This is a genomic window from Pedobacter sp. NJ-S-72 (genome assembly GCF_053890575.1).
Genome location: NZ_CM132681.1, coordinates 4,664,687 through 4,678,517, shown reverse-complemented (window position 1 = coordinate 4,678,517; position 13,831 = coordinate 4,664,687). Strand labels below are relative to the sequence as shown.

The window sequence follows — 13,831 nt, the reverse complement described above, 5'->3', positions numbered from 1 at the left end:
TGAAACAATATACACCGATCAAAACCATATGTTTACTGTTGCTGCTTCCTGCACTTACTTTTTGAACTCTTGTTCAGTAAAATTAAACGGAGCTTCTATTCCTGCAGAGATGAAAACGGTAACAGTATCCTATTTTGAAAATAATGCACCATTGGTTATTCCAACATTAAGTGCTGATTTCACGGAGGCATTAAAACTGCGGATAAGGAATCAGACACGTCTGGCTGTTACGCAAAGTAATGCTGATGCGATTTTTGAAGGAAGAATCACAGGTTATGATATCAAACCTGTCGCCCTCCAAAACAACAATGCACCAGTAGCGGGTGCAAATCAGCTGACGATCAGAATTAGTGTAAAATACACGAATAATCTGAATCCAAAGCAAAGTTTTGAAGAAGCATTTGAAAGATTCAAAGTGTTTAATATGGGGTCTCAAAGTTTAGAGTCGGTTCAAAATGCATTAATTAAGGATATCAATCTTCAGCTCAGTGAAGATATATTCAACCGGGCTTTTGCGCAATGGTAGGGGAATAGAAAAAACAGATATTCTCTAATTATAAAAATTTCAATTATTAACTTAGTCTCGTGAAGCTCGATAAAGACATACAACAACAACTTGCTGAATTAATTGCGGATCCTCAAAAGGCATCTTCGCAGCATTCTGCTATGTTAAGTAATTTATTGCAGGTTTACCCCTATTATCAACCTTTACATCTGTTATTGGCGAAAGCCGATTTGCAGCGGGCAAAAGACACGAATCAGCTTGCTCAGGCCTCGCTTTATACCAACGGGCTATTATTACACCAATTCCTGTTTAAGACAGAAAATACACCGGCAAATTTTCTGATTGTCAATGGCTGTAAGGGCGTACGGGAAGATAATGAACAGGAAAGTTTTGATGAGCTGGAAGAGGTCTATGAGGAAATTGCAGAAATTGATCATACAAACTATCGTCCGTTTAAAAATTCAGAGCAACCTGCCGAAACTGTAAGAACTCAGGAAACTACTGAACGCAAGAATTCTCTGGAAGATGACTTTGTATTCGAAAGTATTGTTTGTTTCTACAGATTTCTTCGCATTTGAACAGAATTTCAGTACGGAGACTGCTGAACCGCAAGAGGAAGAGCCTGCTGCAGAAGAGCTGACAATACCTGTTATTGAAGAGCATGAAGCAGTGGCAGCGGCTGAAGTAGAAAACAGCCAGATCAGCAATTACCATGATGAAAATTTACCATATACCTTTTTATGGTGGCTGGCAAAAACCCGTAAAGAGCATCAGAGTATATTTCAGCCTTATGCTTTACCAAAAACAAATAACTCTCAGGAATTACAGCAGCAATATGTGGAACATATTTTCCATATACAGAGCCATCTGACCGGCAGTGACCCCTTACTGGAAAATGAAGAACAACACAGACCGGCAACGAAAGATGCTGAGATTATAGAAAGTTTTATCAAAAACGATCCGCAGATTATGCCTCCTAAAGCAGAGCAGATCGACAATGAAAACAAGGCTAAGAAAAGTGCAGAGGATCAGAATGACCTTGTATCTGAAACACTGGCCAATTATTTACATCGAGCAAATGCTTTACGACAAGGCGATAGATACTTATGAAAAATTAAGTTTGAAGTTTCCAGAAAAAAGACGTTACTTTGCCGACCTTATCCAATCTATAGAAAAGAAAATTTAACCTTTAACATACTATGCTTTTTTTAATTATTTTATTGATCATTATTTGTGTTGCATTAGGCCTGTTTGTATTAATACAAAACCCTAAAGGCGGTGGTCTGGCAACAGGCGGATCGGGCAGCAATATGTTCGGCGTGCAACGTACAGGTGATGTACTTGAAAAAGGCACCTGGGTTCTTTTAACATTAGTTGTTGTATTTTCACTGGCGATTACTGCTATTGGAAAAACAGGATCAATTGGCGCTACTGGCGGTGGAGATTCTAAAATTCAACAACAATTGGATAAAACACCTGCACCTTCACCAATTGGCGGTGGTTTAAAACCAAATACAACTCCTGCTCCTGCAACTACGCCGGCAGCACCGAAAAAATAAGCTGAAATACATCATTCAGGAAGCCCGTCAGAAAATATTTCTGACGGGCTTCTTTCGTTTATCCCTGCCAGTCTGACACAAAAAAAATAGGTGCATAATCTATTAGCTGACAAGCCTGTGTAAATTTGGCAACACAATGCCCCTTGGCATAAAAACTGATGTATCTTTAGCGTTATTACAAAATTTATACGTTAACCTTTAAATTAAAACAATAATTAAGTTATGGCTTTAAACATTAAACCCATTGCAGATAGAGTAGTTGTTGAAGCTGCTCCTGCCGAAGAAAAAACTGCTTCGGGTATTTATATCCCGGATACAGCTAAAGAAAAACCTCAGCAAGGAACAGTAGTTGCGGTTGGCCCGGGTAAATATGCCGAGTTAACAGGAAACTTAGTACCATTGAGCGTTAAAGTTGGTGATGTAGTTTTATATGGCAAATACGGAGGTACTGAAATTACTTTTGAAGGTAAAGAGTATCTTATTATGCGCGAGACTGATCTTACGCAGTTCTTTAGTTGCTGGTTTAATCCCGGCGAATCACACCAAATATTAAAAAAATAGTTGAAAAATGGCAAAGCAAGTAAAATATAACGTAGAAGCCCGTGACGCCCTGAAAAGAGGTGTTGATACTTTGGCTAATGCAGTAAAAGTAACTTTAGGTCCAAAAGGACGTAACGTAATCATTGATAAAAAATTCGGTTCACCAGTTATTACTAAAGATGGTGTTACTGTAGCAAAAGAAATTGAATTAAAAGACCCAATCGAAAACATGGGTGCTCAAATGGTTAAAGAAGTTGCTTCTAAAACTGCCGATATCGCAGGTGACGGAACAACAACTGCAACTGTATTGGCTCAGGCGATCGTTACAGCGGGTATTAAAAACGTTGCTGCTGGTGCAAATCCAATGGATTTGAAACGTGGTATCGATAAAGCTGTGACTGCAATTGTAGCGAACTTAAAAGCTCAGTCTCAAACTGTAGGTGAAGACAACAACAAAATCAAACAGGTTGCGTCTATCTCTGCAAACAATGACGAAGTTATTGGTGCACTGATTGCTGAAGCAATGGGTAAAGTAGGTAAAGACGGCGTAATCACTGTAGAAGAAGCAAAAGGTACTGAAACTGAAGTAAAAACAGTTGAAGGTATGCAATTTGACCGTGGTTACTTATCTCCATACTTTGTAACTAATGCTGATAAAATGGAAGCGGAACTAGAAAACGCTTACATTTTGATCTATGACAAAAAAATCAGTAACATGAAAGAATTGTTACCGATTTTAGAGAAACAAGTTCAAACTGGCAAACCATTGTTAATCATCGCTGAAGATTTAGATGGTGAAGCTTTAGCTACTTTAGTAGTAAATAAAATCCGTGGTTCTCTGAAAGTTGTTGCTGTTAAAGCTCCAGGTTTTGGTGACCGTAGAAAAGCAATGTTAGAAGATCTTGCTATCTTAACAGGTGGTACTGTAATCTCTGAAGAAAGAGGTTACAAATTAGAAATGCTGACCTTACTTATTTAGGTACTGCTGAGAAAATCGTTGTTGACAAAGACAATACGACTATAATTAACGGTGCTGGTTCATCTGATGATATCAAAGCGCGCGTTAACCAGATCAAAGCTCAAATCGAGACTACTACTTCTGATTACGATAAAGAAAAATTACAAGAGCGTTTGGCTAAATTAGCTGGCGGTGTTGCAGTTCTTTACGTAGGTGCAGCTTCTGAAGTTGAGATGAAAGAGAAAAAAGACCGTGTTGATGATGCTTTACATGCAACCCGTGCGGCTGTTGAAGAAGGTATCGTTGCTGGTGGTGGTGTTGCTTTCATCCGTGCTATCGAAGCATTAGAAGGTATGAAAGGATCTAACGAAGACGAAACTACTGGTATCGCAATCGTTAAACGTGCTATCGAAGAGCCATTACGTCAAATCTGCCAGAATGCAGGTATTGAAGGTTCTATCGTAGTTCAAAAAGTTAAAGAAGGTAAAGGTGATTTCGGTACAATGCCCGTACTGATGTTTATGAAAACTTAATCAGTGCAGGTGTTATCGATCCAACTAAAGTTGGTCGTGTAGCTTTAGAAAACGCAGCTTCTATCGCAGCGATGTTGTTAACAACAGAGTGTGTATTAGCTGATGATCCTGAAGATAATGCTGGTGGTTCTGCTATGCCTCCTATGGGTGGCGGTGGAATGGGCGGAATGATGTAAGCCAATTCTGTTAATCATCAATTAAAACCTCTGGGCCAAAATCCAGAGGTTTTTTACGTTGTAGAAATTTCAACTCGTTGTTAGGCAGTTACTTGGAAAATTAGATTCTATTTTCTAAATTGATATACCGATACAATATGAGGAAAATTCTAACTGCTTTTTTCGCTCTCTTCCTTAGTATTATATCCTTTCATTCCAATGCACAACTTACTATTGGAATGGTGGATGGAGGACCTTATACGCCCGGATCGACCATTAGCGCCACTTTTACGATTGACGGAAGGAAGCAGCTGCATTAAGATTGGTAATACGTTCAACCTGTTTTTAGTCAATACCGCAGGGAACGAAATCAACATCGGATCTTACAATGGATTCTACACTACTTTTGTCAATGGGGTAATACCAGCAAACACCCCGGCCGGCACAGGTTATAAATTAAGGGTTAAATCTACAAACCCCGCACTGAGTACTGATTCGCCAGTTTTTTTTGAAATCAGAGCTGGCACACCAGTTAAAGCATCCCTCAGTAGCGTAGCTTCTACAATCAGCAATAATCCGGTAACTTTTGGCTCCTGCAACAGCGCAAATAATACTGATTTCAATTTCACCAACACCTCCTCTACCAACCAGGTAACGGCTTCAATTAACAATGAGTTAAATCCAGGAACGCCAGCGACATTAACCTACTCTGGTGCTACCACCGTAAATACATTCAAAGCAAATCTGGCTCACTATACCATTTTTGTCAAAGCAACAGCCCCTGATGGGACAGTAGGTACACAGGCTTATTTTTGTTAACAATCTTGCCGTAACTGCATTTACTACTTCAAGCAGCAATACGGTCTGTTATCCTATAGGTTCCTTTGAATATGGTGTAGATGTAAACAAACAATCAGGTATCGGGGCAAATTTTCCAGGTAATACTTATAAAATAGACTGGGGAGACGGAACATCAAATGAATATACGATTTGTGATATCACCTCTAATAATAATAAAGTACAGCACACATTTACCAAATCATCCTGTGGGTTCACCTATACGACAGGCAATCAGACTACCTATAATGCATTTGGGATTAATGTAGGTGTTTACAGTCCGTATTGCGCAGCGATTGGTACGCCTATTTCCACAACAGCAAGAGTTGTCTCCAGACCTATTAACAGATTCAGCGCCCCTGCTGTTGCCTGTCTTGGTGATCATCTTGCTATAACCAATCAGTCTACTGCGGGTCAAAATCCGAACTCTAATTCTTCCGGCTGTACTGATAATCAGATTTATTATACCTGGTATGCGGATGGTGTAGCCATTGCAACGGATGTACCCTTTTCATTTATCCCTGATATTGTATTTACAACCAAAGGGCAGCATAAGATACGTCTTTCTGCAAGGAGCTTGGGCAATTGTCAGCCTGATGACGTGGAGCAGGATGTCTGTGTCCAGGATCCTCCAAAACCGGGCTTTGATCTGGGGAACCCGCTCATTTGCTTAACCCCAGGAACTTTAACACCAACCAATACCACTATTCTGGATAATACTTGTCCTGCCGCTACGCCTGCTTATACATGGAAAGTCAGTCCTTCGACTGGTGTCACTTTTGCCCCAAACAGCAAAACCCCGCAATTCAAATTCACTCAGACCGGAATATACAGCGTGACGCTGACTGTTCAGTCAGGGACCTGCTCAGTGACCACCACTCCGCAAAAAATTGTAGTCAATACACAACCTCAGGCATCTTTGTCACCTGATGTTATCTTATGCGCTACCGGAAATTATACTTTTAACCCTACAGCTGCCCTACCCAATCCACAATTAGCGGAACTGCCGATGAAATCAACGGAACTTATAACTGGACAGTTAGCGGAGGTAATTACACTTTTGTCACTCCTGATGGTCCCACCACAAAATATCCGACTATCAACTTTGCTGATTATGCTGCTTACACGGTCACATTAACCCATACCAACAATTGCGGTACGGTCATCAAAACACAAAACATTACGCTTTCAAAATCACCAAAACCAGAAATAACAGCCTTGCCAAACCCAGTCTGTTATAATGCAGCAATCAGTTTAACAGGGAAAATTATTGATGACAATCCAAATACTAAATTTGAATGGGTTGGCAATGGTGGTATTTTCTCTGCACCGGATAACCTGACTACAACTTATACGCCTACTGCTGCTGAACGTAACGCAGGTGCTGCAACAATTATATTACGGGTTAAAACCGGCCTTCCAGAGCCCTGTGCACAGGTTGAAACCAATCTGTTAATTCAGATCTTTCCTAACAATACAGGGACAAATGTCACGCAGAATATTTGTTCCGGTCAAAGTGCATTTCATACACCCGCATCCAGCGTAACAGGTAGTACTTTTAACTGGACAGCTATAAATACCGATGGCTTAGCAACTGGCTTTTCACCCTCCGGGACTGGGCCGATTAATGAAGCGATCACGAATACAAATGCAACAGCCAATGCTGTGGTAGTGTATACAATTACCCCTAAAAGCAATGGTTGTGATGGTGTTCCTTACACTTTCACCGTAACCATTACACCAATCCCAGTGACTACCGCTACCGCAGCTCAACCAGTCATTTGTGGTAATGAGCCTGCGGGAATTACACTGACTTCAACGATTTCAAATACAAAATATACCTGGACAAGTACAGCTTCTGCAGGTATAACCGGCAATACCAACCAGGCTGTTCCTGCCGCTTTGACCGCTATCAATGATATCTTATCGAATAGTAGTGCTGTACAGGGAACCGTTACTTATTCAATTACCCCCCCCCATCTCTGCTACTGATTGTAAAGGCACTATAGTAACCATCACAATAACGGTTGATCCGGCAATAACAGTTGCTACCGCCGGGCCTGCACAGACTCTATGCGCCCAAAACAGTACCGTTCTTGCGGGCAACACACCCAAAACCGGAGAAACAGGACTATGGTCAATTATTTCAGGAGCACCTGTTATTACAGATCCGGCAAATCCGGCAACTTCAATAACAGGATTGAGTGCAGGTCAAACCTATGTTTTAAGATGGACTATTAAAGGTGCTCAATGCTCACCAACCTACGCAGAAGTAACAATTACTGATCTTCTTCCAATAAGCAATACGATTACCAGCAGCAGCACAGAAGTTTGCTATGGACAAAACATCACGATTACAGGTGACACGCCAGCCGGAGGAAACGGAAGTTACACCTACACCTGGGAAAACAGTGCAGATAACGGGACTACATGGGACCTCATTACCGGCCAGACGCTGAAAGATTTGAATTTTCAATTATTACAAACTTTAAGCTTCAGAAGAACGGTAAACAGTAGCCCATGTTTAAAAATAAGCAACGTAATCAGTGTTATCGCACAACCGCCAATTAAAGATAACACGATCGGTACAGCTCAGACGATCTGTACCGGACTGGTTCCGGTTCCTTTAGCAGGCAGTATTCCAACCGGATCAGATGGTCATTTTAATTATCAGTGGGAGTCTGGCACCGATAATGCAAACTGGGCAGACATCAGCGGTGCTGTATTTGCTGATTATAGCCCAGGAGCTTTGACCACAACCACATATTACAGACGAAAAGTGAGCACTCAAACCTGTAATGGCGCTTTACAAAGTATTAGTCCGTCTGTTAAAATCACAGTTAAACCTAATGCGAAAGCAGAATATACTTTTACAGCTGACAATGGCTGTATCCCTTTCCCTTTAAATATAACTACCGTTCCTTACCCTGACCGTAATGATATTTACACGTGGTACGCCGACAATTTACCCATAGGTACCGCGTAAGCTTTAAGCTTTCGGGCTATATTATGAAAAACAGCAATGCTACTGTCGTGATTAAATTGGTTGTAACCAGTAGCCTGGGATGTACGCAAGATGAATTCAGTCACACTTTCAGTACCATAGAAAATGTAGTACCAGCCTTTACCCAAAGCGCAAAAGAAGGATGCGGTCCGCTGAAAGTCAATTTCATCAATACATCAACTTCTTTAACCAATGCAACGTTCAAATGGGATTTTGGAAATGGTATAACCACCACACAGGTCATGCCTGGTCAGATTACTTTTTTACCTGATCCGCTGGGCAAGGATACCACCTATAATGTTTCATTGACGGCAACCACTTCCTGCGGTGCAGTTACAGTGATCAATAGCGTATTTGTTAAAGCTAAACCACTTTCACTTTTCTCTCCGGATAAAACAGCCGGCTGCTCGCCAATGAAAGTAACTTTCAGTAATACCTCTCCCGGAGGGACAAACACCTATTATTTTGATTTTGGAGATGGTACATTATTGACAAAAACTGATAAATCGCCGGTTGAACATACTTATATCACAGGAGCTGTAAAAGATTATGTGGTCAAAATGATAGCTAAAAATGATTGCGGCAGCGAAGAAACTTCTTACACAATCCGCGTATCTCCGAATACCATTTTACCAGAATTAGTAGTGAATGCGAACGAAAAAGAAGGCTGTGCTCCTTTGAAAGTAAACTTCTATAACAATAGTAAAGGAGCAAGCAGCTTCAAATATGATTTTGGAGACGGAAGCACCCTGGTGACAAGAACTGCACCAGAGGTTGTAACACATACATTCAACACTTCAGGAACCTTTATCGTTACGCTAACTGCTTCAAACGGATGTTCTGACACAACCACTACAGAAACCATTAAAGTTCTTCCACAACCAGCTGTTACCTTTACAGCTGATATAACTTTAGGTTGCCCCGGACTAGCTGTTCAATTCAAAAACACCAGCAGCGGCGGGATTAGCTATTTGTGGGACTTTGGAGATGGAACTACATCAGCTGAATTTGAACCAAAACATATTTTCAATGGTAATCAGGAGTTTTACACGGTCTCACTTCAGGCAACCAATACGCTAGGCTGTACAAATACCCTGGCAATGATTCAATATATTCATATTGTGCCCCCTCCTGTTGCTCAATTCAACGTATTACCATCAACGCTGATTAGCATCCCTGATTATACGTTCAGGTTTGAAGATGAGAGTACCGGAAATCCGTCGATATGGTCATGGGATTTTGGAGATAAACAATCTTCTGCTTTAAAGAATCCAACGCATACTTATCCTGACACAGGAACCTATGTAGTGACCCTAAAAGTGACCAATCAGCAGGGATGTTTTACGACTACTTTCAAAAAAGTAACTATAGTTGGCGTTCCTGGATATTTATATGTCCCCAATTCATTTATGCCGGGTAGCGAAACTCCTGAGCTCCGGGTTTTTAAAGCCAAAGGATCTGGCATTAAAACGTGGAAGATGAGCATCTTCAATAAATGGGGGCAATCACTCTGGGAAACAACCAAATTGGAGGAAGGCCGGCCTGTTGAAGGCTGGGACGGTATCTTCAGTGGAACCCCCGTCCCTCAGGACGTATACTTCTGGAAGATCGACGTTGAATTGATTAATGGTACCGCTTGGAAAGGAATGACCTACGATTCTTCTGCACCAAAAAAAACAGGAATTATTCACTTGATCAGATAACCGGAAAATGAAGCTTTCAAAATGTATTTTACTCTTATGCTTGTTTGCCGGATCCACCACTGTATCTGCGCAGGACCATATCTATTCCCAGTTTTTTAATGCCCCACTATATCTAAATCCTTCACTAACCGGGCAGTTTGAGGGTGATTTCAGAATGAATATGATCTACCGGAATCAATGGACAGGACTCAATGGAACACTGTCTTACATCAATGCTTCGGCCGACCTGAATATTCCACGCTTTGGTGGTGGCGTAGGCTTACAGTTTAACCGCAGCTCAGAAGGCACAGCATTCCTGGTAAAAAACAACGTTGCCGCAACTTATTCTTATAGCGTGGGAACTGACGGGTTTATTTTATCTTTCGGTATTCAGGCAGGTTTCACCAGCAGGCAAATCGATTGGAGCAAACTTGTTTTCTCCGATCAGATTGACAACCGGCTGGGATATATTCCGGGGAGTATCAGCGCTGCACAATCTCCAGGTCAATCACGCAAATACTATTTCGACCCTGCAGCAGGAGTCAATCTGGTTTACGGAAATTTCATGGCAGGTGCTGCAATGCACCATATTAACCAGCCTGACGAGTCCTTTAGTGGTGCCCAGGCAAAACTTCCAGCCCGGCTTACGGGTTATGCCAGTTACAGAATTGCTTTAACACAAAACTATACCTATGGTGCAGATGAGGCATCTTACCTGATCCCCTCTGTGGTTTATTACAAACAGGGAAATGTATCCTCTATGAGCGCAGGTGCACAGTTTAAACACAAAAGGGCTGAATCCGGACTCTGGTATCGAACCTCCGGTGAAGGTGGCCCCGACGCGATCGTGGTTTCCCTGATCTTCGATATTTTTACCGGCCGTGAAAACGGAGAGAAACTAAGGCTGGGGATCAGTCACGATGCAACAACTTCGAAAATCAATTATACCAATACAAATGGTACAACAGAAGCTAGTGTCGGTTATCAAAAGTATTTCCCCAATAGTTCCAGTTATAATAAATTCAATGGTTTAAGGTGTTATGACTTCTACTAGAGCCGTTAAACTATCTGAAATTCTTTCATTATCTTTATAAAAGTTTGAAATTTCAAACAGTTTTTACATCTCTGATCACAATGGAACAACTTATTGAGGGCAATCATTTTCTTACGCAGAGCGAAGTATATAAATTTTTACTGACTATATTACTTTGCGGCCTCATTGGTTTCGAGCGCGAATTAAGAGCTAAACAAGCAGGGTTAAAAACCATGATTATGATTGGCCTGGGCTCTACATTATTTACCGTTCTATCTATTAAGATAGGTTTAGGCAGCCAGGACCGTATTGCTTCCAACATTGTTACAGGTATTGGGTTCCTTGGGGCCGGCGTGATTTTCAAAGAAGAGAACCGGGTAAAGGGATTAACAACTGCCTGTGTAATCTGGATTGTAGCAGCTATTGGCATGGCTGTAGGTGCCGGTTATTCTGAACAGTCTATTGGCGTGACTATAGTCGTTTTACTTGCGCTGATTTTCTTTCCTTATGTAGAAGAGTTTGTTCAAAGCCGCTCTACCTCAAGAGAGTACAAAATTGTAAAACAATACGAAAATGAGGGGCTTGACAGTTATGAGGAGCATTTTAAAATCGCCCGCTTAAAGTTAATCCGTGGCCAGCAAAGAATGTCAGATGGAATTATCAGTGGTACATGGATTGCTGTTGGCAGTCCCAAAAACCACAAGCTATTTGTCGATCACATGTTACAAGATGAAAAAATTCTTGAATTTCAGTTCTAAACCGCCTTTAATTCACCTTAAACTATTTAGCTTTGCACTATGCATAGAGAACAAATCTCCGTATTCGATATTTTTAAAATCGGGATAGGCCCGTCAAGTTCACATACTTTAGGACCCTGGAGGGCTGCACAGCAGTTCACCGCTTCTTTAGCCAGCAAAAATTTGCTGAGCGATGTTGAACAAATAAAAATATTGCTTTATGGTTCCCTTGCAAAAACAGGTCACGGCCACGGTACTGACATCGCTATTCTATTAGGAATGGTCGGTGCTGATCCGGTAACTTTTGATGTCAATGCAATTGATTCTACTATTGAATCGATTAAAACTGAGCAGCTATTATCACTTGCCGGACAGCATCAGATCGCCTTTAGTTATACTGATGACCTGATTTTCTTGTTTAATGAAAGTCTGCCTTTTCACCCTAACGCAGTTACTTTTCAGGCTTTTCTGACTAACGGAACTGCATTTTCTGAAACTTATTACTCTATTGGCGGTGGCTTTGTGTAGTCAAAGAAGGTGAATCTGGTGGAGATAAAGAACAGGTAGAACTACCATTCCCTGTTGAAATTGCAGGAGATTTACTACACTGGTGTTTGACTACAGGCTTAAAAGTCTCTGAAGTTGTCATGGAAAACGAACTGATGTGGCGTACTGAAGCAGAAACCAAACATGGGATTCTACAGCACTTTAAAGTGATGAAAGAATGTACTTTCCGTGGCTGTCATACCGGAGGCTTTTTACCAGGGGGATTAAATGTTGGCCGCAGAGCCGCAGCTTTAAATAAGAAACTGATTGGTAACAGACCTTATACAGATTATGAAAGCTGGATTGAAGCCATCAGAGCGGGCGGAAATAGCTTTAATTATACTTTAGACTGGGTAAGCTGTTTCGCTTTGGCTGTGAATGAAGAAAATGCATCATTTGGCCGTGTAGTCACCGCACCAACAAATGGTGCTGCGGGTGTAATTCCGGCAGTACTGCAATATTACATCGCTTTCTGCGATGGCTGGCTTCGATGAAGAAAAAGTCAAAAAGTCATACAATTTGTTGCCTGTGCTTCTGAAATAGGAAGTATTTTCAAAAAAGGGGCAACTATATCAGCTGCAATGGGCGGTTGTCAGGCCGAAATCGGTGTTTCTTCTGCAATGGCTGCGGCAGCACTGACAGAATGTATGGGCGGTTCTCAGCGACAAGTGATGATGGCTGCAGAAATTGCCATGGAACATCATTTAGGTTTAACCTGTGACCCTATTGGCGGACTTGTGCAGATTCCTTGCATTGAAAGGAATACGATGGGTGCAATTAAAGCGATTACTGCAAGTCAGCTGGCTTTACAAAGTAATCCTGATAAGGCAAAAGTAAGTTTAGGCGCAGTTGTGAATACCATGTGGGAAACTGCTTTGGATATGAACTCTAAATATAAAGAAACTTCGGACGGTGGCTTAGCGACTAATATCCCAATCAGCTTACCTGAATGTTAATTATTTGAAGGACTTAATAATGGATGGGCTAAGATTATTATCTGCCCATTCTTTATACATTTTTCCAGAGGGGTGAAGCCCGTCAGTTGTGATCAGTGAGACATCTGTCAATGCATTTCTTGAAGCCGGAGTGATATCAGTATAGCTTATCCCTGCTCTTAAAGCTTCTTCTTTATTGACAGCATTAAAATCATCTATTTCTTTCGCAATAACTTTCACATCTCTTCCACTTTGTGCACCATAGGCCGTAACTCCCCAGTCTGGTATAGATATCACAAATACATGTGCGATATTTCCGCCTGCAAAAGCAATTGCTGTTTGTAACAGCTCTTTAAACTCTGTACGGTACAGCTCAATTGAATTACCTCTATACTGATTATTAACACCTATCAGCAAGGTAACCAGACCATACTTAGCATTGAGTTTTTCAGCTTTAATCCCCGCAATTAACTCCCCGGTAGTCCATCCGGTTGTGGCGATAATTTTAGGTGCCGATAAATTTATTGAAAGCTTGCTCAGATTATTTCTCAACTGATAAGGAAAGCTCTCGCTCTGCATCACTTGTTCTCCGATAGTATAAGAGTCTCCGAGTGCGAGATAAGACAACTGGTTTGTGGGTGGATCGGTTTGAGGTATAACAGTTTTATTCATGCCATTTGTTGAATCTTTTTCACATCCTATCAGGAAAATCAGCAGGATAAGTATTGTCGTTAACTTCATTCAGAAATTTACGAAGGATGTAAGGAATCAGATGCTGAAGATAATAATTTATATGTTTTGTTTTGA

13 protein-coding genes and 2 pseudogenes are annotated in these 13,831 nt (G+C 41.2%); 14 read left to right on the top strand and 1 reads right to left on the bottom strand.

Translation table 11 applies throughout. The features are described 5' to 3' along the window. The first annotated feature begins 28 nt into the window (after nucleotides 1-28). The 14 genes and pseudogenes from ACWYN3_RS30950 to ACWYN3_RS30885 all read left to right on the top strand — a co-directional run bounded on the left by ACWYN3_RS30950 (nucleotide 29) and on the right by ACWYN3_RS30885 (nucleotide 13,045). A complete protein-coding gene (locus tag ACWYN3_RS30950) occupies nucleotides 29-526 on the top strand; it encodes an LptE family protein (RefSeq protein ID WP_456217729.1) in 498 nt (165 codons plus the stop codon). A 59-nt stretch (nucleotides 527-585) separates the two neighbouring features. After that, complete coding sequence (locus ACWYN3_RS30945) at nucleotides 586-1,083, top strand: hypothetical protein (RefSeq protein ID WP_456217728.1); 498 nt, start codon at nucleotides 586-588, stop codon at nucleotides 1,081-1,083. Next, a complete protein-coding gene (locus tag ACWYN3_RS30940) occupies nucleotides 1,031-1,615 on the top strand; it encodes a hypothetical protein (RefSeq protein ID WP_456217727.1) in 585 nt (194 codons plus the stop codon). Before ACWYN3_RS30945 ends, ACWYN3_RS30940 begins: the two co-directional genes overlap by 53 nt. Nucleotides 1,616-1,704: 89 nt before the next feature. Then, nucleotides 1,705-2,064, top strand: coding sequence for a preprotein translocase subunit SecG (gene secG, locus ACWYN3_RS30935; protein WP_456217726.1), 360 nt, complete (start codon nucleotides 1,705-1,707; stop codon nucleotides 2,062-2,064). A 222-nt stretch (nucleotides 2,065-2,286) separates the two neighbouring features. Beyond that, complete coding sequence (locus ACWYN3_RS30930) at nucleotides 2,287-2,625, top strand: co-chaperone GroES (RefSeq protein ID WP_456217725.1); 339 nt, start codon at nucleotides 2,287-2,289, stop codon at nucleotides 2,623-2,625. Between the two features lie 7 nt (nucleotides 2,626-2,632). After that, nucleotides 2,633-4,271 (top strand): annotated as a pseudogene (gene groL, locus ACWYN3_RS30925) (chaperonin GroEL). Nucleotides 4,272-4,469: 198 nt separating this feature from the next. Then, nucleotides 4,470-5,069, top strand: a complete 600-nt coding sequence (locus ACWYN3_RS30920) for a hypothetical protein (protein WP_456217724.1) — start codon at nucleotides 4,470-4,472, stop codon at nucleotides 5,067-5,069. Between the two features lie 595 nt (nucleotides 5,070-5,664). After that, nucleotides 5,665-6,225, top strand: coding sequence for a PKD domain-containing protein (locus tag ACWYN3_RS30915; protein WP_456217723.1), 561 nt, complete (start codon nucleotides 5,665-5,667; stop codon nucleotides 6,223-6,225). Between the two features lie 80 nt (nucleotides 6,226-6,305). Beyond that, nucleotides 6,306-7,079, top strand: coding sequence for a PKD-like domain-containing protein (locus ACWYN3_RS30910; RefSeq protein WP_456217722.1), 774 nt, complete (start codon nucleotides 6,306-6,308; stop codon nucleotides 7,077-7,079). After that, complete coding sequence (locus ACWYN3_RS30905; protein ID WP_456217721.1) at nucleotides 7,024-8,073, top strand: hypothetical protein; 1,050 nt, start codon at nucleotides 7,024-7,026, stop codon at nucleotides 8,071-8,073. Before ACWYN3_RS30910 ends, ACWYN3_RS30905 begins: the two co-directional genes overlap by 56 nt. Nucleotides 8,074-8,096: 23 nt before the next feature. Continuing rightward, nucleotides 8,097-9,794 (top strand): PKD domain-containing protein, encoded by a 1,698-nt coding sequence (locus ACWYN3_RS30900; protein WP_456217720.1) that lies wholly within the window; start codon nucleotides 8,097-8,099, stop codon nucleotides 9,792-9,794. Between the two features lie 7 nt (nucleotides 9,795-9,801). Continuing rightward, complete coding sequence (locus tag ACWYN3_RS30895; protein ID WP_456217719.1) at nucleotides 9,802-10,827, top strand: PorP/SprF family type IX secretion system membrane protein; 1,026 nt, start codon at nucleotides 9,802-9,804, stop codon at nucleotides 10,825-10,827. A gap of 80 nt (nucleotides 10,828-10,907) precedes the next feature. Beyond that, nucleotides 10,908-11,564 (top strand): MgtC/SapB family protein, encoded by a 657-nt coding sequence (locus ACWYN3_RS30890; RefSeq protein WP_456217718.1) that lies wholly within the window; start codon nucleotides 10,908-10,910, stop codon nucleotides 11,562-11,564. 39 nt (nucleotides 11,565-11,603) lie between these two features. Then, nucleotides 11,604-13,045: pseudogene (locus ACWYN3_RS30885) on the top strand (L-serine ammonia-lyase). Here the strand turns inward: ACWYN3_RS30885 and ACWYN3_RS30880 are convergent. Beyond that, nucleotides 13,046-13,765, bottom strand: a complete 720-nt coding sequence (locus ACWYN3_RS30880) for an SGNH/GDSL hydrolase family protein (protein WP_456217717.1) — start codon at nucleotides 13,763-13,765, stop codon at nucleotides 13,046-13,048. Nucleotides 13,766-13,831 lie beyond the last annotated feature (66 nt).

What these genes read in the sequence shown, in the direction of transcription:
- ACWYN3_RS30950 (WP_456217729.1), top strand. Translation starts at nt 29, where the DNA reads ATGTTTACTGTTGCTGCTTCCTGCACTTACTTTTTGAACTCTTGTTCA.
- ACWYN3_RS30940 (WP_456217727.1), top strand. Translation starts at nt 1,031, where the DNA reads ATGACTTTGTATTCGAAAGTATTGTTTGTTTCTACAGATTTCTTCGCA.
- secG (WP_456217726.1), top strand. Translation starts at nt 1,705, where the DNA reads ATGCTTTTTTTAATTATTTTATTGATCATTATTTGTGTTGCATTAGGC.
- ACWYN3_RS30930 (WP_456217725.1), top strand. Translation starts at nt 2,287, where the DNA reads ATGGCTTTAAACATTAAACCCATTGCAGATAGAGTAGTTGTTGAAGCT.
- ACWYN3_RS30920 (WP_456217724.1), top strand. Translation starts at nt 4,470, where the DNA reads ATGCACAACTTACTATTGGAATGGTGGATGGAGGACCTTATACGCCCG.
- ACWYN3_RS30900 (WP_456217720.1), top strand. Translation starts at nt 8,097, where the DNA reads ATGAAAAACAGCAATGCTACTGTCGTGATTAAATTGGTTGTAACCAGT.
- ACWYN3_RS30895 (WP_456217719.1), top strand. Translation starts at nt 9,802, where the DNA reads ATGAAGCTTTCAAAATGTATTTTACTCTTATGCTTGTTTGCCGGATCC.
- ACWYN3_RS30890 (WP_456217718.1), top strand. Translation starts at nt 10,908, where the DNA reads ATGGAACAACTTATTGAGGGCAATCATTTTCTTACGCAGAGCGAAGTA.
- ACWYN3_RS30880 (WP_456217717.1), bottom strand. Translation starts at nt 13,765, where the DNA reads ATGAAGTTAACGACAATACTTATCCTGCTGATTTTCCTGATAGGATGT.